The 17,549-nt window shown below is 63.5% G+C and carries 18 protein-coding genes and 1 rRNA gene; 17 read left to right on the forward strand and 2 right to left on the reverse strand.

The features are described 5' to 3' along the window. The first annotated feature begins 101 nt into the window (after positions 1–101). A complete protein-coding gene (gene prfA / locus ACSYG9_RS19780) occupies positions 102–1,181 on the forward strand; it encodes a peptide chain release factor 1 (protein ID WP_440124117.1) in 1,080 nt (359 codons plus the stop codon). A 40-nt stretch (positions 1,182–1,221) separates the two neighbouring features. Here the strand turns inward: prfA and ACSYG9_RS19785 are convergent, their stop codons facing one another. Beyond that, a complete protein-coding gene (locus ACSYG9_RS19785; RefSeq protein ID WP_454839658.1) occupies positions 1,222–1,683 on the reverse strand; it encodes a hypothetical protein in 462 nt (153 codons plus the stop codon). 112 nt (positions 1,684–1,795) lie between these two features. On the opposite strand from ACSYG9_RS19785, the gene prmC reads away from it, so the two are divergent. The 13 genes from prmC (at position 1,796) to ACSYG9_RS19850 (ending at position 13,044) form a co-directional block, all read left to right on the forward strand. Beyond that, positions 1,796–2,716: a peptide chain release factor N(5)-glutamine methyltransferase gene (prmC, locus tag ACSYG9_RS19790; RefSeq protein ID WP_440124119.1), complete on the forward strand. Its 921-nt coding sequence runs from the start codon at positions 1,796–1,798 to the stop codon at positions 2,714–2,716. A gap of 60 nt (positions 2,717–2,776) precedes the next feature. Further along, positions 2,777–3,439: an L-threonylcarbamoyladenylate synthase gene (locus ACSYG9_RS19795; RefSeq protein ID WP_440124120.1), complete on the forward strand. Its 663-nt coding sequence runs from the start codon at positions 2,777–2,779 to the stop codon at positions 3,437–3,439. A gap of 19 nt (positions 3,440–3,458) precedes the next feature. Next, positions 3,459–4,667: an MraY family glycosyltransferase gene (locus ACSYG9_RS19800; protein WP_440124121.1), complete on the forward strand. Its 1,209-nt coding sequence runs from the start codon at positions 3,459–3,461 to the stop codon at positions 4,665–4,667. A 77-nt stretch (positions 4,668–4,744) separates the two neighbouring features. Further along, positions 4,745–5,167 (forward strand): hypothetical protein, encoded by a 423-nt coding sequence (locus ACSYG9_RS19805; RefSeq protein WP_440127729.1) that lies wholly within the window; start codon positions 4,745–4,747, stop codon positions 5,165–5,167. A 260-nt stretch (positions 5,168–5,427) separates the two neighbouring features. After that, on the forward strand, positions 5,428–6,276 hold the full coding sequence (gene atpB, locus ACSYG9_RS19810) for a F0F1 ATP synthase subunit A (protein ID WP_440124122.1): 849 nt from the start codon (positions 5,428–5,430) through the stop codon (positions 6,274–6,276). 90 nt (positions 6,277–6,366) lie between these two features. Continuing rightward, positions 6,367–6,618, forward strand: a complete 252-nt coding sequence (locus tag ACSYG9_RS19815; protein ID WP_054715748.1) for an ATP synthase F0 subunit C — start codon at positions 6,367–6,369, stop codon at positions 6,616–6,618. Positions 6,619–6,631: 13 nt separating this feature from the next. Then, a complete protein-coding gene (locus ACSYG9_RS19820) occupies positions 6,632–7,195 on the forward strand; it encodes a F0F1 ATP synthase subunit B (RefSeq protein ID WP_440124123.1) in 564 nt (187 codons plus the stop codon). A gap of 5 nt (positions 7,196–7,200) precedes the next feature. Then, on the forward strand, positions 7,201–8,016 hold the full coding sequence (locus tag ACSYG9_RS19825; protein ID WP_454843007.1) for a F0F1 ATP synthase subunit delta: 816 nt from the start codon (positions 7,201–7,203) through the stop codon (positions 8,014–8,016). Positions 8,017–8,076: 60 nt separating this feature from the next. Beyond that, positions 8,077–9,720: a F0F1 ATP synthase subunit alpha gene (atpA, locus tag ACSYG9_RS19830; protein ID WP_169689878.1), complete on the forward strand. Its 1,644-nt coding sequence runs from the start codon at positions 8,077–8,079 to the stop codon at positions 9,718–9,720. Between the two features lie 48 nt (positions 9,721–9,768). Next, positions 9,769–10,743: a F0F1 ATP synthase subunit gamma gene (locus ACSYG9_RS19835; RefSeq protein ID WP_454839662.1), complete on the forward strand. Its 975-nt coding sequence runs from the start codon at positions 9,769–9,771 to the stop codon at positions 10,741–10,743. A gap of 6 nt (positions 10,744–10,749) precedes the next feature. Continuing rightward, entirely contained in the window at positions 10,750–12,198 is a 1,449-nt protein-coding gene (atpD, locus tag ACSYG9_RS19840) for a F0F1 ATP synthase subunit beta (RefSeq protein ID WP_169689880.1), read from the forward strand. 6 nt (positions 12,199–12,204) lie between these two features. Further along, positions 12,205–12,570: a F0F1 ATP synthase subunit epsilon gene (locus ACSYG9_RS19845; RefSeq protein ID WP_440124125.1), complete on the forward strand. Its 366-nt coding sequence runs from the start codon at positions 12,205–12,207 to the stop codon at positions 12,568–12,570. 51 nt (positions 12,571–12,621) lie between these two features. Further along, complete coding sequence (locus ACSYG9_RS19850) at positions 12,622–13,044, forward strand: DUF2550 domain-containing protein (protein ID WP_440124126.1); 423 nt, start codon at positions 12,622–12,624, stop codon at positions 13,042–13,044. 7 nt (positions 13,045–13,051) lie between these two features. Here the strand turns inward: ACSYG9_RS19850 and ACSYG9_RS19855 are convergent, their stop codons facing one another. Continuing rightward, positions 13,052–13,624, reverse strand: a complete 573-nt coding sequence (locus tag ACSYG9_RS19855) for a cob(I)yrinic acid a,c-diamide adenosyltransferase (protein WP_440124127.1) — start codon at positions 13,622–13,624, stop codon at positions 13,052–13,054. A 57-nt stretch (positions 13,625–13,681) separates the two neighbouring features. On the opposite strand from ACSYG9_RS19855, the gene murA reads away from it, so the two are divergent. The 3 genes from murA (at position 13,682) to ACSYG9_RS19870 (ending at position 17,543) form a co-directional block, all read left to right on the forward strand. Beyond that, the gene (gene murA, locus ACSYG9_RS19860; protein WP_440124128.1) at positions 13,682–14,944 is read left to right on the forward strand and encodes a UDP-N-acetylglucosamine 1-carboxyvinyltransferase; all 1,263 of its coding nucleotides are present in this window, start codon (positions 13,682–13,684) and stop codon (positions 14,942–14,944) included. Between the two features lie 102 nt (positions 14,945–15,046). Beyond that, entirely contained in the window at positions 15,047–15,328 is a 282-nt protein-coding gene (locus tag ACSYG9_RS19865; protein ID WP_440124129.1) for a DUF2268 domain-containing putative Zn-dependent protease, read from the forward strand. A 693-nt stretch (positions 15,329–16,021) separates the two neighbouring features. Further along, positions 16,022–17,543, forward strand: a 16S ribosomal RNA gene (locus tag ACSYG9_RS19870). The last annotated feature ends 6 nt before the right edge of the window (positions 17,544–17,549 follow it).

Below are 17,549 nucleotides of genomic sequence, written 5' to 3' on the forward strand. Positions count from 1 at the left end.
ACCGGGCGTCGGCATTTTCGTTCCCGTCCGAGGAACGGATCCTGCAGAGAGCCCGATTCCTGCAGAACACAGCACTTTCACGACAAGAGCGGAGCGAACCCATGGCGGGGCAGACCAAGCCGTCGGCCATCGACGACATCCTGGCCGAACACGCCGGCCTGGAACAGCAACTGTCCGACCCGTCACTGCACAACGATCCGTCGGCCGCTCGCAAAGTGGGCAAGCGGTTCGCAGAGCTCGCGCCGATCATGTCGACCTACACGAAGCTGGCGGCCGCGCGTGACGACCTCGAGGCCGCCCGCGAACTCGCGGCCGACGATTCGTCGTTCGCCGCCGAGATTCCCGACCTCGAAGAACGCGTCGCCGAGCTCGACAAGACGCTCACCGACCTGCTCGCTCCCCGTGATCCCCACGACGCCGACGATGTGGTGCTCGAGGTCAAGTCCGGTGAGGGCGGCGAAGAATCCGCATTGTTCGCGGGAGATCTCGCCCGCATGTACACGCGCTTCGCCGAGCACGCCGGGTGGCGTGTCGAAGTTCTCGGAGCCACCTACTCCGATCTCGGGGGATTCAAGGACGTGACCTTGTCGATCAAATCCAAGACCGACGTGCGTGACGGGGTGTGGTCCAGGCTCAAGTTCGAAGGGGGCGTCCACCGCGTCCAGCGTGTTCCGGTGACGGAATCGCAGGGGCGCGTGCACACCTCCGCGGCAGGTGTGTTCATCTACCCGGAGCCCGACGAGGTCGAAGAAGTCCAGATCGACGAGACCGACCTGCGGATCGACGTCTACCGCTCGTCCGGCAAGGGCGGGCAGGGAGTCAACACGACGGACTCCGCGGTCCGCATCACCCACCTGCCTACGGGCATCGTCGTCACCTGTCAGAACGAACGTTCGCAGTTGCAGAACAAGGCCCGCGCCATGCAGGTGCTCGCGGCACGGTTGCAGGCAGCGGCGGAGGAAGCTGCGGACGCCGAGGCCTCGGCGGGTCGGGCCAGCCAGGTGCGCACCGTCGACCGTTCCGAGAGGATTCGCACCTACAACTTCCCGGAGAATCGGATCACGGATCACCGGATCGGGTTCAAGGCTCACAACCTCGACGCCGTACTCGACGGTGAGATGGACGCGCTGCTCGATGCTTTGGGCACCGCAGACAGGGAAGCCCGGCTCGCGGCAGAATGACCCGTCCGAACCGGGCTTCACGAACCATGACCGAGAGTTGCTACTCGTCCTCGGGGGTCTCCACTTCTCCCGGAACCTGGGCGATGTCGACGCCCGGGAGAAGGAAGCACTGCTCACCCGCTTTGTTCTCGTGCATACCCCAGATTGCAGCCAACACCGTTCCTGCCTCGGGTTCGGTCAACGCCGCGGGAGCCCCCCACAAACCCTCTGTCGATTCCAGAGTGGCCGTGCCGGTCACTCCGGTGTTGACGTTGATCCAGGACACCGTCCCGCCGCCGACACTCTGCTGGTTCACGACATAAAGGACTTCGTCCCCCTCGACAGCGTCGTTCTCGGTGTGTGTCAACGACTGGGTCTCCGCGATTCCGGCGGGGCACAACACCGGTATCGGCTGGAAGTCGATGGGCGCAGCCGCTCCGGTGCCCGCCCCTGCGAATGCTGCCGCACCGCCCACCGCGACCACTGCCGCGGCGCGGACAGCGCGTGATGCGTTCTTGTTCATGACGCTCCTTTCGGTTTCCCCAACTTCCGGGACGTTATCGACGATGGGGTGCCGGATGTGGCGAAGTAGACCTATCCGTGTTCTGTTCGTGATCGCATGGGACCCTGTACTCGTGAGTCGTCAACCCCTGCGCCTGGCCATCATCGAAGCCGTATCGGTGCTCGAAGAAGCGGGTGTCCCGAGTCCCCGCGTGGACGCCGAGTTGCTGGCTGCTCACCTCCTCGGAATCGAACGCACCCGCCTCGGTCTGGTGCCTCTCGTCGATCCCGCGATGGTCGATGCATACCGGGCAATGATCGCGCAGCGTGCAAAACGGATTCCCCTCCAATACATCACCGGAACGTCTCCGATGGGAGCGATCGATCTCGCTGTGGGTCCCGGTGTGTTCGTCCCGCGCCCGGAGACCGAATTGCTACTCGGGTGGGCGCTGGCTTTCCTCGAACAGTACGACCGGCGTAACCCTGTGGTGCTCGATCTGTGCACCGGATCCGGCGCACTTGCTCTTGCGATCGCGAACGCTCGACCCGATGCGGTGGTGCACGCCGTCGAACTCGAACCGAAGGCTCTTTCGTGGGCCCGACGCAATGCCGAGACCAGGGCACGGGAAGGCGATACACCGATCGTCCTGCATCAGGGCGACGTGACCGACCGGGGGCTGCTTGCGTCGCTCGAAGGTGCTGTCGACGTCGTCGTGTCCAACCCGCCATATATTCCGGAAGGCGCGGAACTCGATCCGGAAGTGATCGATCACGACCCTCACTCGGCTCTCTTCGGCGGGCCGGACGGACTCGCCGTGATCAAGCCGATGATCTCCAATGTCGCTCGCTGGCTGCGGATCGGGGGAGCCGTGGCCGTTGAACACGACGACACCAACGGCGGGCATGTCGCGGCCCTGTTCTCTCAGCGCCGCGTGTTCGGTGACGTGGTCGAGCATCCGGATCTGGCGGGCAAGCCGCGCTTCGTCGTTGCGCGGAGGGTCCCGACGGAACGGGAGGCGAGTCGTGTGCAGTCGGTACCGGCGGCCGAGTCCTGAACGCACTCGGCGAACGGGGTCGATCTTCGGGTGTACCGACGCGAGTGAAAGGATGACAGCGTGAGCACTGTGTACGACTGCAATCAGCCGGATTCGCGTTCGGTGGGCCTCAACGCCGCCCGGGGGTCGCTCAAAGCGGGTCGTCTCGTGGTCGTCCCGACCGATACGCTGTACGGTCTCGCGGCAGACGCGTTCGACAGTTCCGCGGTGGCAGCACTTCTGCGCGCGAAGGGGCGAGGCCGCGATATGCCGGTCCCCGTTCTGGTGGGATCGTGGACGACGATCGATGGGCTCGTCACCACCGTGCGTCCGGAAGCCCGCGAGCTCATACGGGCGTTCTGGCCGGGCGGGTTGAGCCTTGTGGTGCACGCTGCCCCGTCACTCGCCTGGGATCTCGGCGACACCCGCGGAACCGTCATGCTCCGGATGCCGCTGCATCCCGTGATTCTCGAACTTCTCCGTGAGGTTGGCCCCCTCGCGGTCTCGAGTGCGAACGTCTCCGGCCAACCGCCCGCGACGACGGTCGCCGAGGCGCGTGAGCAACTCGGGGAGTCCGCATCCGTGTATCTGGACGGGGGGCCGACCGAGCACGGCGTCGCCTCGACCATCGTCGACCTGACCGGTAACAGGCCGCGCATCATCCGTGAAGGTGCCGTATCCGCCGAAGCCATTGCGGAGGTGCTGGGCGACGACCCCGAGCGTCTGCGCTCCGGCGGGGAGTGACGGCGGAGGACAGGAGTTCGTGACTTCAGTCGACTCAGCAGCCGTGGTGCTCGCCCAGTCGGGGCAGGGCGCCGGGGTGCCGATCCGAGAGCTGCTACTCGTTCTCCTCACCGCGGCGGTGGTGACGTTCCTTTCCACCGGCCTCATCCGCATACTTGCGACGAAGTTCGGGGCGGTGGCGAAGCCCCGCGACCGCGACGTGCACGTGACGCCCACCCCTCGGATGGGAGGCGTGGGTATCTACCTCGGCCTTGTCGTCGGAGTCTTGTTTGCGCAGCAACTCCCTGCCCTGACAAGGGGATTCGAATTCACCCCCGACATGGGGGCGACCTTGGTGGCTGCGACGATCATCGTTCTGGTCGGCATCATCGACGATCGATGGGGCCTCGACGCGCTCACCAAGTTCGTCGGGCAGGTCACCGCTGCCGGGGTGCTCGTCGTGATGGGTGTGAGCTGGATCGTCATCTACAACCCGTTCGACGGCTCCACTCTCGTGCTCGACCAATTGCAGGGTGGTCTCATCACGGTTGCAGTGGCCGCGGTGATGATCAATGCGATGAACTTCGTCGACGGGCTCGACGGTCTCGCGGCGGGGCTGGGTCTGATCGCCGCAGTGGCGATCTGCATCTTCTCGGTCGGCTTGTTGCTCGATCAGGGCGGCGACGTCTCTGCGTATCCACCGGCGCTGATCGCCGCCGCGCTTGCCGGGGCATGCCTCGGCTTCCTTCCTCACAACTTCCAGCCTGCGCGGATCTTCATGGGCGACTCGGGATCGATGTTGATCGGCCTGATGCTCGCGGCAGTCTCGACCAGCGCGTCCGGGCGGATCCCGCTCAGTGCCTATGGTTCCCGCGACCTGCTCGGCCTGCTTTCGCCGTTGATCCTGGTCGGCGCGGTCACGTTCATTCCGATCCTCGACCTACTGCTCGCCATCGTCCGTCGCACTCGCGCGGGTGTGAGCCCGTTCAGCCCGGACAAGATGCATCTGCATCATCGCCTGCTGCAGATCGGTCATTCGCACCGCAGGGTTGTGCTGCTGCTGTACCTGTGGGTCGGTGTTCTCGCGTTCGGCGCGGTGGGGGCTTCTCTGCTCGACCGGACGGCTGTCGTTCTGCTGACGGCAGGAGGGCTGGTTTTCGCCCTGGTTGTCACCGCGGTGCCGTCGTTGCGTCTGCACGATGACGGTGGTCGCGGCGGCCGAACCGGGCGTCGGAAACGCGTCCGTTAGGCTCGGTGACCGTGAGCTCTCCTGATTCGCACGGTTCCGATCCGATCCTGCCCGCGCTGCCCGACTCGTCGGCTCCGATGCGCGCAGCAGTCCGCTACGGCGTGCTGGGTCTGCTCGCACTCACCGTGATCGCGGCGGTGATCGGTTACCTCGTCGCCGGTCTTCCCGGAGTGTGGGGAGCCCTGATAGGAGCGGCCGTCGGTGGGGGATTCATCCTGTTCACTGCACTCGGAGTGCTCCTGACAGCGAAGCTTCCGGCGATCACTGCGGGTGCTGTCCTGCTCGGGACGTGGCTTCTCAAGCTCATTTTGGCGATCGTCGTGATGGTCCTGCTGAAACCGCTCGATTTCTACAGTAAGGGCGCACTGGTTCTCACAATCATCTTCGCGTTGATCATCGTGCTCGGAGCCGAGACCTACGGCGTGCTGTCGCAGCGTGCACTGTATGTCGAACCCCGTTCGTCCGGCGGCAAAGAAAACGGCGAGAACGACACGCAGTAGTAGATGCGTTTGTCAATTACTTCGCAGCGAGTGCCCCACCTACGCACTGTCGTAGAACAGTTGATAGTGTGAGCCCTACGCGAGTGGCACTGTGTGCACCTACTGGGTGAGCGCGAGCAGTTGTCACTTGGTAGGCGGTCGTGTTCAAATGGCCGCCGAGTCGACGAGAGTCGCCGACAACGGCAGAAGCAGAACCGAGCAATGCGGTTCGGAGCACTGGCGCACATGCGAGCCGACCTGGTCGACTTGTTGGATCGTCAATGTCCGATCGAACCGCAGACGGCAATGCCTGCGGCCGACTACGGGAGAGAGCGCTGAGCGTCACCACCTTGGCAGCCGGAGAATTCCACGCGCCGTCACTAGCTGATTTTTTCCCACCGGCAGTCCTGTTCGAAGGTACCCCCTTCGAGATGGACAGGCTGATGATCATCCGCGTCGCCGTGGCAGTGATCGTTGCGCTGTTCTTCGTTCTGGCGATGCGCAGCCCGAAGATCGTGCCCCGCGGCGTTCAGAACGTCGCCGAGATCATGCTCGACTTCGTCCGGATCCATATCGCCGAGGACATCCTCGGTAAGGAACAGGGACGTCGATTCCTCCCGGTGATCGTCACCATCTTCTTCTTGGTGGTCGGGTTGAACCTGACATCGATCATCCCCTTCCTCAATATCTCGTCGAACGCCCGAATCGGCATGCCGATCGTGCTCGCCGCGCTTGCCTACATCGTCTTCAACTACGTGGGCATCAAGAAGTACGGCTTCTTCCGTTACGTGAAGAGCAGCATCGTCATCCCGAATCTTCCGCCTGCGTTGCACGTGCTGGTGATTCCGATCGAGTTCGTCTCGACCTTCCTCCTGCGCCCGTTCACGCTGACCATCCGTCTCATGGCCAACATGCTGGCCGGTCACATCATGCTGGTGCTGTTCTTCAGTGCCACGCAGTTCTTCTTCTTCGATTCCGACGGAATCATGAAGGTGTTCGGTATCGGTTCGCTCATCGGCGGGATCGCGTTCACCTTCTTCGAGCTCCTCGTGATCGTTCTGCAGGCCTACATCTTCGCGCTGCTCACCGCGGTGTACATCGATCTGGCCCTGCACGCGGAAGAGCATTAGCTCGCCGACCAGCACGACCGACAGAAACACACAGACTGACTCGGTTGCCGACCCCCGGGGCCGAGCCACAAGAAAGGGAATGGAACACCAATGAGCGTTGCGCTTCAGGCAGCAGACGTCCTCGCCCAGCAGGAGACCACCTTCAGCGGTCTCGGTGCGGTCGGCTACGGCCTCGCCGCCATCGGCCCCGGCATCGGCATCGGCATCGTCGTCGGCAAGGCGATCGAGGGCATGGCCCGTCAGCCCGAGATGGCCGGACAGCTGCGCACCACGATGTTCCTCGGTATCGCATTCACCGAGGCCCTGGCCCTGATCGGCATCGTTGCCGGCTTCATCTTCTGATTCGACGACCACCATGGCTGACAGCATCCTGATTCTCGCGGCAGAGGAAGGGGAGACCCCCAATCCCCTCCTGCCCGCGACGTACGACATCGTCTGGTCGCTGGTCGCCCTGATCATCGTCGGTTTCGTCTTCTGGAAGTACGTACTTCCGATGTTCCAGAAGGTGCTCGACGAGCGTTCGGAGCTGATCGAAGGCGGCATCAAGAAGGCGGAAGAAGCCCAGGCAGAGGCGAAGGAAGCGCTCGAGCAGTACCGCGCTCAGCTCGCCGAAGCTCGCACCGAGGCTGCACAGATCCGCGAGGAGGCCCGCACTCAGGGCCAGCAGATCATCGCCGATATGAAGGTTCAGGCACAGGAGGAGAGCGACCGCATTGTCGCTGCCGGTCACAACCAGCTGCAGGCCCAGCGTCAGCAGATCGTGGCCGAGCTCCGGAGCGACCTCGGTCGCAGTTCGGTCGATCTCGCCGAGAAGATCATCGGTGAGTCTCTCGCCGACGACGTCAAGCGTGCCGGCTCGATCGATCGGTTCCTCAACGAACTCGACTCCCTCAGCGCTGACTCTGCATCCGGAAAGTGAGCACAATGTACGCAGCAAGCCGTGAGGCACTCGCTCATACGCGGTCCGCACTGCAGTCCGCCTTGGGCTCGGGTGCCGAGACTGCCGCTGCGGCTCAGGCCGGCTCGGAACTGCTCTCGGTGGTCGAGGCGCTCGACAGCCAGCGAACCCTTCGCGGTGCGCTGGCCGACGCCTCGGCCCCCGCTGCCGTCCGCGAGACGTTGGCCGAGCAGGTCTTCGGGAGCAAGGTTTCGGCCGCAGCTCTCGCGACCGTGAAAGCCGCGGTGGGCCAGGACTGGTCGGCGCAATCCGACCTGACCAACTCGCTCGTGCAGCTCGGTCGTGAGGCCCTGCTCCAGGCAGCAGCGAACCAGGACCAGCTCGACACCGTCGAGGACGAGCTCTTCCGGCTCGGCCGCATTGTGGCGGGCAACGGCGAACTCGAGCAGGCTCTTTCCGATCGGAACACGTCGGTGGAGGCCAAGCGCGAGCTTCTGTCGCGCCTGCTCTACGGCAAGTCGACGGCAATCACCTCGACTCTCGCTGTGCATGCGGTCGGCCGCCTGAAGGCGTCCCCGGCCGACACGTTCGACGAGTTGTCGGCACTTGCCGCGACGCAGCGCGACCGGGCCGTGGCCCATGTGCGCAGCGCGGCTGCTCTCAACGAAGAGCAGTCGGACAGGCTTGCCGCGACGTTGACCCGCGTCTACGGGAAGCCTGTGACGGTGCACGTCGAGGTCGATCCCGAGCTTCTCAGTGGATTGGTCGTCCGGGTGGGCGACGAGGTCATCGACGGTACGGCGGCGGGGCGACTCGCAGCAGTGCGCAAGAGCCTCACGTAGTCCACTTCCGAACACACACCTAGATCTTTTCGAAGACCAGATACCGAGAGCAGGAAGAACATGGCGGAGCTGACGATCTCCTCCGACGAGATCCGTAGCGCGATTGACAATTACACCGCGAGCTACTCCCCGGAGGCCTCCCGCGAGGAGGTCGGCGTCGTCGTCGACACCAGTGACGGCATCGCGCACATCAGCGGTCTGCCGTCGGCGATGGCCAATGAGCTGCTGGAGTTCCCCGGTGGCGTGCTGGGCGTGGCCCTCAACCTCGAGGCAACCGAAATCGGTGCCGTGATCCTTGGTGACTTCCAGGGCATCGCGGAAGGCCAGGAAGTCAAGCGGACCGGCGACGTCCTGTCGGTGCCGGTGAGCGACAACTTCCTCGGACGTGTCGTGAACCCGCTCGGTCAGCCGATCGACGGTCTCGGCGACATCGAAGCCGACGAGACCCGCGCCCTCGAGCTGCAGGCTGCGACCGTGCTGGAGCGCCAGCCCGTCGAGGAGCCGCTCCAGACGGGCATCAAGGCCATCGACGCGATGACCCCGATCGGCCGTGGACAGCGTCAGCTCGTCATCGGCGACCGCAAGACGGGCAAGACCGCCGTCTGCATCGACGCGATCCTGAACCAGAAGGCGAACTGGGAGACGGGCGACCCGAAGCAGCAGGTCCGCTGCATCTACGTCGCAATCGGTCAGAAGGGTTCGACCATCGCGGGCGTCAAGCAGGCCCTCGAGGAGAACGGCGCGATGGAGTACACCACCATCGTCGCGGCTCCGGCCTCCGACTCCGCCGGCTTCAAGTGGCTCGCCCCCTACACCGGCTCGGCTCTCGGCCAGCACTGGATGTACCAGGGCAAGCACGTCCTCGTGGTGTTCGACGACCTCACCAAGCAGGCCGAGGCATACCGTGCCATCTCACTCCTGCTGCGTCGCCCGCCGGGACGCGAGGCTTACCCCGGTGACGTCTTCTACCTGCACTCGCGTCTGCTCGAGCGCTCCGCCAAGCTGTCCGACGAACTCGGCGGCGGTTCATTGACGGCTCTGCCGATCATCGAGACCAAGGCGAACGACGTCTCCGCCTACATCCCGACCAACGTCATCTCCATCACCGACGGCCAGGTCTTCCTCGAGTCCGACCTCTTCAATAAGGGCGTCCGTCCGGCGATCAACGTCGGTATCTCGGTCTCCCGTGTCGGTGGTGCCGCACAGACCAAGGGTATGAAGAAGGTCTCCGGCTCGCTGCGTCTCGAGCTTGCACAGTTCCGTGAGCTCGAAGGCTTCGCGGCCTTCGCATCCGACCTCGATGCTGCCTCCAAGGCTCAGCTCGAGCGCGGTCAGCGACTGGTCGAGCTGCTCAAGCAGGACCAGTACTCGCCGATCGCTGTCGAGGACCAGATCGTGTCGATCTACCTCGCCGGTGAAGGTGTTTTCGACTCCGTTCCGGTCGCCGATATCCGTCGCTTCGAGGCAGAGCTTCTCGAGGACCTGCACCGCAACGCTGCAGGCGCCTACGAGCAGATCGCCGGCGGCAAGGCACTGACCGACGAGTCCGCCGACGCCTTCAAGGCAGCAACCGAGAAGTTCAAGGAAGGCTTCATCGCCTCCGACGGCAGCCGCGTCGTGAACGACCCCGAGGCCGAAGCTCTCGGAGCCGACGAGGTCGAGCAGGAGCAGGTCTCCGTCAAGCGCACCTCCGTACGTAAGTGAGCGTGGAGACCATGACCCAGCGTCCAGTGAAGGGAGTGTGATCGACGAATGGCGAACTTGCGTGAGCTCCGCTCGCGGATCAAGTCGGTCAACTCGACCAAGAAGATCACCAAGGCGCAGGAACTGATCGCGACGTCGCGCATCACGAAGGCTCAGGCCCGAGTGGCAGCATCCAAGCCGTACGCCGAGGAGATCACCAAGGTCCTCTCGGAACTGGCGAGCGCGTCCGCGTCGTTGGATCACCCCCTGCTCAACGAGCGCGAGAACCCGAAGCGTGCCGCAGTGCTGGTCGTGACCAGTGACCGCGGTATGGCCGGTGGTTACAACTCCAACGTCCTCAAGGAGGCGGAGGAGCTTCGCCAGTTGCTGATCAGCGAGGGCAAAGAGCCCGTGCTGTACGTGCTGGGCGGTAAAGGTCTGGCGTTCTACACGTTCCGTGAGCGTGCGGTTGCCGGTGCGTGGACCGGGTTCTCGCAGGAGCCCCGGTACACCGACGCCGCGAAGGCGAGCCGGCATCTGGTCGAGCTGTTCATGGCCGGTTCCGGTTCCGAGGTTCCCGCTCCGAATGGCGATGGCACCATCGAGGGCGTCGACGAGCTCCACATCGTCTACACCCGGTTCGTGTCCATGCTGACCCAGACCCCCGAGGTGCGTCGCATGGCGCCTCTCGAGGTCAGTGTCACCGAGGACGAGATCGAACTGGGCGAAGACATGCTCAGCGATGGTCATCGCGGCTCCGGACCTCAGCCCGACTACAACTTCGAGCCCGAAGCCGGGACGCTCCTCGCCGCGCTTCTGCCCAAGTACATCAGCACGCGAATCTTCGCGTCGCTGCTGGACGCGGCAGCCTCCGAGTCGGCTGCCCGTCGTACCGCGATGAAGGCCGCAACCGACAACGCCACGGAACTGGTGAACACCCTCAGCCGTCAGGCCAACCAGGCCCGCCAGGCCCAGATCACCCAGGAAATCAGCGAGATCGTCGGCGGTGCCGGTGCGCTCGCCTCGAGTGCAGGAAGTGACTGAACCACAATGACCGCAGCAGTTACCGACAACAACGCCGGTGCGGCGTCGGCCCTTGCCGGGCGCGTCGTCCGCGTCATCGGCGCCGTCGTCGACGTGGAGTTCCCGCGTGGCGCCGTGCCCGAGCTGTTCAACGCCCTGCACGCAGAGGTCACTCTGCCGTCCGTGGCGAAGACCCTGACCCTCGAGGTCGCGCAGCACCTGGGTGACAACCTGGTCCGCACGATCTCGATGCAGCCGACCGACGGCCTGGTGCGCGGCGCAGCCGTCACCGACTCCGGCCGTCCGATCTCCGTGCCCGTCGGCGACGTCGTCAAGGGCCACGTGTTCAACGCGCTGGGCGACTGCCTCGACGCACCGGGCACCGGTCGCGATGGCGAGCAGTGGGGCATCCACCGCAAGCCCCCGGCCTTCGATCAGCTCGAGGGCAAGACCGAGATCCTCGAGACCGGTATCAAGGTCATCGACCTGCTCACCCCGTACGTCAAGGGCGGCAAGATCGGTCTGTTCGGTGGTGCCGGTGTCGGCAAGACCGTTCTGATCCAGGAGATGATCACCCGTATCGCGCGTGAGTTCTCCGGCACGTCGGTGTTCGCCGGCGTCGGCGAGCGCACCCGTGAGGGCACCGACCTCCACCTCGAGATGGAAGAGATGGGCGTCCTTCAGGACACGGCCCTTGTCTTCGGCCAGATGGACGAGCCGCCGGGAACGCGTATGCGCGTCGCCCTGTCCGCGCTGACCATGGCGGAGTACTTCCGCGATGTTCAGGGCCAGGACGTCCTGCTGTTCATCGACAACATCTTCCGTTTCACCCAGGCCGGTTCGGAGGTGTCGACCCTTCTCGGTCGTATGCCTTCCGCCGTGGGTTACCAGCCGACGCTGGCTGACGAGATGGGTGAGCTCCAGGAGCGCATCACCTCGACCCGCGGTCGCTCGATCACCTCGCTGCAGGCGATCTACGTCCCCGCCGACGACTACACCGACCCCGCGCCCGCGACCACGTTCGCGCACCTCGATGCGACCACCGAGCTCTCGCGTCCGATTTCGCAGATGGGTATCTACCCCGCTGTGGACCCGCTGACGTCGACCTCGCGAATCCTCGAGCCCGGCATTGTCGGCGCGGATCACTTCCGCGTCGCCAACGAGGTCAAGCGGATCCTGCAGAAGTACAAGGAACTGCAGGACATCATCGCCATCCTCGGTATGGACGAGCTCTCCGAAGAGGACAAGGTCACGGTCAACCGTGCACGTCGTCTTCAGAAGTTCCTCGGCCAGAACTTCATCGTCGCTGAGAAGTTCACCGGCCAGCCGGGCTCCGTCGTGCCGCTGGCCGACACCATCGAGGCGTTCGACCGCGTCTGCAAGGGCGAGTTCGATCACCTGCCCGAGCAGGCGTTCAACAGCTGCGGTGGACTCGACGACGTCGAGGCCGCAGCCAAGAAGATCGCCGGGAAGTAGGCCGCGATGGCTGAAATGACCGTGGACGTCGTCGCTGTCGAGGAGCGCCTGTGGTCCGGGACGGCGACGCTGGTCACCGCTCAGACCACTGAAGGTGAGATCGGCGTGATGGCCGGTCACGAGCCGGTCCTCGGCCAGCTCGTCGAAGGTGGTGTCGTGTCCATCAAGACCGCGGACGGTGAGCGTATCGTCCTCGCGGTGCACGGTGGGTTCCTTTCGGTGACCGCGACGACCGTGACCGTGCTGGCGGAATCCGCAGATCTGGTGGAGACCATCGACGTCGAAGCGGCCAAGGCCGTTCTGGCCGAGAGCCAGGACGACGCCGAGATCGCGGCGGCCAAGGGGCGCCTGCGCGCCGTCGAGCGAGCCTGAGCAAGACATCAAGGAAAGCCGCGACGGAGCCGACGAGCAGTGTCAGTAGGAATGATCGTTCTCATCATCCTGGTGTTGCTGCTCGCGGCTGCCGTCGCGGCTCTTCTTTTTCGCTTCATCAAGTTGCGTCGCGGTGGTACCGCCGCGATTGTGCGTGTCATGCCACGCAGCAATGGTTCCGGTTGGAGGCACGGGATCATCCGCTACGGCGACAACACACTCGTCTTCTACAAGCTTTCGAGCATCAAGCCGGGCCCGGATTCACGAATGAGTCGCCAGGGCATCGATGTGCGGTCCCGTCGTTCTCCTGAGGGGAGCGAATTCGACATCATGACCGACGACATCGTCATTCTCGACATCGTCGACAATGACAGCAATTTCGAGGTGGCACTCGACAGCGGCGCACGTACGGCGTTCCTGTCCTGGCTCGAGTCCAGGCCGGACGAACGTTCGCAGCGCCGCCGCCTCGGGTGAGCCTGACCTAGGCTCCCGCGCCGGGTTTCCAGAGCACGTCACCATCCGGGTTGGTGAGCCGGCTGAGAATGAACAACAGGTCGGACAACCGGTTGAGGTACTTCGCAGGGAGAACACTCGTGGTGTCGGGCGCGGCGTCGACTGCAGCCCATGCTGCTCGTTCCGCGCGGCGTGCCACGGTGCGTGCCGTGTGCAGTAGCGCTGCCGCTGCAGTGCCCCCGGGAAGGATGAACGAATTCAGCGGTTCGAGCTCCTCGTTGAATTCGTCGCACCAGCGTTCGAGCCGGTCGATGTACTCCTGTGTGATCCGCAGCGGCGGATACTTGGGGTTTTCGGCGACCGGAGTGGACAGATCGGCGCCTGCGTCGAACAGATCGTTCTGGATCTGCTGGATTACCGGCACCACACGGTCCGGAACGGACCCGAGTGCGAGCGCTACACCCAAAGCCGCATTCGTCTCATCGCAGTCGGCGTACGCGACCAACCGCGCGTCGTTCTTGGATACTCGGGAGAAGTCGCTGAGGCCCGTAGTTCCGTCGTCGCCGGTGCGGGTATAGATCCTTGTGAGGTGGACAGCCATGGCCGCCACGGTACCGGCTCCGATGCAGTCGCAGAGACCTGGTTACGCTGTGTCGTTGTGAGTGAACGCTTTCTTGTGACCGGCGGTAGCCGGCTGGTCGGTGACGTCCGTGTCGGCGGTGCCAAGAACAGTGTGCTCAAACTGATGGCAGCGGCCCTTCTGGCCGAGGGCACCAGCACGATCACGAATTGCCCTGACATCCTCGACGTCCCCCTGATGGCCGATGTGCTGCGCGGACTCGGCTGCGAGGTGGTGCTCGAGGGCGACGAAGTTCGCATCACGACGCCTGCGCAACCCGAATACCACGCTGACTTCGCTGCGGTTCGGCAGTTCCGCGCATCCGTGTGCGTGCTCGGTCCGTTGGTCGCGCGGTGCAGGCGCGCGGTAGTGGCCCTGCCCGGTGGGGACGCGATCGGCTCCCGTCCTCTCGATATGCACCAGACAGGGCTTCGGCTCCTCGGTGCACAAAGCTCGATCGAGCACGGATGTGTGGTGGCCGAGGCTGAGGATCTGCGTGGCGCTGCGATCCGGTTGGCGTTCCCCTCTGTAGGCGCGACCGAGAACATTCTCATGGCTGCTGTTCTGGCCAAGGGCGAGACCACCATCGACAATGCAGCTCGTGAACCCGAAATTGTGGATTTGTGCACGATGCTGGTCCAGATGGGTGCACGAATCACCGGTGCCGGAAGCACGACGCTTCATATCGTCGGTGTGCCTTCACTTCAGCCCGCAACGCACCGGTGCATCGGAGATCGCATCGTGGCGGCCACATGGGGGATCGCCGCAGTCATGACCCGGGGCGACATGGTCGTCCGCGGAGTGAACCCGAAGCATCTCGCATTGGTCCTCGAGAAGCTTCGGGGGGCAGGCGCGGAGGTGACACCGCACATGGACGGGTTCCACGTGGTCCAGAAGGACCGGCCTCGCGCGGTCAACTTCGCGACGCTGCCGTACCCGGGGTTTCCGACCGACCTTCAGCCGATGGCGATCGGACTGGCCGCCGTCGCCGACGGAACGTCGATGATCACCGAGAACGTCTTCGAGGCGCGCTTCCGATTTGTCGAGGAGATGATCCGCCTCGGTGCAGACGCACGTACCGACGGACACCACGCTGTCGTACGAGGCGTCGAAGAACTGTCGAGCGCTCCCGTGTGGGCATCGGACATCCGTGCCGGAGCGGGACTCGTCCTCGCGGGCTTGTGCGCCGATGGGGTGACCGAGGTTCACGACGTCTATCACATCGATCGCGGATATCCGAGGTTCGTGGAGATCCTGAGCGAGCTCGGAGGAAACATCGAGCGTGTCGGTAGCGAGGACTGACCGCCACGTAGCCCCCTCGATCGGGGAAGCCGTCTGACCTTGCCGTAAGGGCCGACTTCCTCGGTGAAGTGTGGACCCGTATCGAGAAAGCACTCAGGGACGGTGTCGAAGCGCTCGCCGCTGCAGCAAGCGGGGGTCCTGTGGGTCCCCCACATGGTGACCGTCGGCGAACACATGATCGCCGAAGGACTCGCCGAGATCTTTGCGTCGGAGTTGTACGGAAATGCCGGTTACACCCATTTGGTGCACGACGAAACCTGCTCCGCGATCAAACCCACGTCAGCCGAGAGCGCGCGAAGCCTTCGATGCGTCGAACCAGTGGCGACGTGCGAAGTCGGTGGGAGAGCGGCAGGCGAGACCGAACGTTCGGCTGCGATGGTGTGAGGTGTGGCCGGCTTCTGTGAGACAGGCCCGAGCTTCCACCGAGCCTTCGGCTGGTTCGGTCGTGGGTTGAAGTGCGCCACGTCCGTTGAACATCGAAATCCCCTGCGCTATCGGGTCGTTCGTCGCACGTCGGTTTCCTCGCCGGGACCTACCGCAGCGCTGTGCTGCGTGTCACGAATTGCGATCTGCCCGCGTGCGGACCGGTATCGCACGTCTGACCTGGGTGAATACCGGATGAAAACTCCCCTACCAGCGGGTTTGGCAGTCCGTTCACAGTCGCGTAACTTAATCCAGGTCAGAGCGACACGGACACCGACCCGGACCGCAAGGTCAGGGACAACGAGGTTGGACGAAGGCGCCTGAAAGTTTCACCGGCCATCAATCTTCTGGTAAGGTTGGAGGCCGCACCGCTTCCGAAAGTGGTTGTGAGAACGAACAAGTAACCCCCGAGAAAACGGACAACGGTCCGGGATCAAAGGTGTGTGCGTGTTCTTTGAGAACTCAACAGTGTGCCGATGAATGTCAGTGCCAATTATTTTGGTGCGATCACCGATGATGTTCGGTGGTCGAATTTGCTGATCATCACATTCTTCCGTCTGTGGTGGTCAGTGTTTTTGCTAGTTTGAGTTTTTTTGCTAGTGATTTGGCTCGATGTCTTTGACTGATTCGCCTTTCGAGGTGTTTCTAGAGTCTTTAACGGAGAGTTTGATCCTGGCTCAGGACGAACGCTGGCGGCGTGCTTAACACATGCAAGTCGAACGATGAAGCCCAGCTTGCTGGGTGGATTAGTGGCGAACGGGTGAGTAACACGTGGGTGATCTGCCCTGCACTTCGGGATAAGCCTGGGAAACTGGGTCTAATACCGGATATGACCAAAGGCTGCATGGTTTTTGGTGGAAAGTTTTTCGGTGCAGGATGAGCCCGCGGCCTATCAGCTTGTTGGTGGGGTAATGGCCTACCAAGGCGACGACGGGTAGCCGGCCTGAGAGGGCGACCGGCCACACTGGGACTGAGACACGGCCCAGACTCCTACGGGAGGCAGCAGTGGGGAATATTGCACAATGGGCGAAAGCCTGATGCAGCGACGCCGCGTGAGGGATGACGGCCTTCGGGTTGTAAACCTCTTTCACCAGGGACGAAGCGCAAGTGACGGTACCTGGAGAAGAAGCACCGGCCAACTACGTGCCAGCAGCCGCGGTAATACGTAGGGTGCGAGCGTTGTCCGGAATTACTGGGCGTAAAGAGCTCGTAGGCGGTTTGTCGCGTCGTCTGTGAAATCCCGCAGCTCAACTGCGGGCTTGCAGGCGATACGGGCAAACTCGAGTACTGCAGGGGAGACTGGAATTCCTGGTGTAGCGGTGAAATGCGCAGATATCAGGAGGAACACCGGTGGCGAAGGCGGGTCTCTGGGCAGTAACTGACGCTGAGGAGCGAAAGCGTGGGTAGCGAACAGGATTAGATACCCTGGTAGTCCACGCCGTAAACGGTGGGCGCTAGGTGTGGGTTTCCTTCCACGGGATCCGTGCCGTAGCTAACGCATTAAGCGCCCCGCCTGGGGAGTACGGCCGCAAGGCTAAAACTCAAAGGAATTGACGGGGGCCCGCACAAGCGGCGGAGCATGTGGATTAATTCGATGCAACGCGAAGAACCTTACCTGGGTTTGACATGTACCGGACGACTGCAGAGATGTGGTTTCCCTTGTGGTCGGTATACAGGTGGTGCATGGCTGTCGTCAGCTCGTGTCGTGAGATGTTGGGTTAAGTCCCGCAACGAGCGCAACCCTTGTCCTGTGTTGCCAGCACGTAATGGTGGGGACTCGCAGGAGACTGCCGGGGTCAACTCGGAGGAAGGTGGGGACGACGTCAAGTCATCATGCCCCTTATGTCCAGGGCTTCACACATGCTACAATGGTCGGTACAGAGGGCTGCGATACCGTGAGGTGGAGCGAATCCCTTAAAGCCGGTCTCAGTTCGGATCGGGGTCTGCAACTCGACCCCGTGAAGTCGGAGTCGCTAGTAATCGCAGATCAGCAACGCTGCGGTGAATACGTTCCCGGGCCTTGTACACACCGCCCGTCACGTCATGAAAGTCGGTAACACCCGAAGCCGGTGGCCTAACCCCTTGTGGGAGGGAGCCGTCGAAGGTGGGATCGGCGATTGGGACGAAGTCGTAACAAGGTAGCCGTACCGGAAGGTGCGGCTGGATCACCTCCTTTCTAAGG

It is taken from the genome of Rhodococcus sp. SJ-2 (assembly GCF_053750035.1).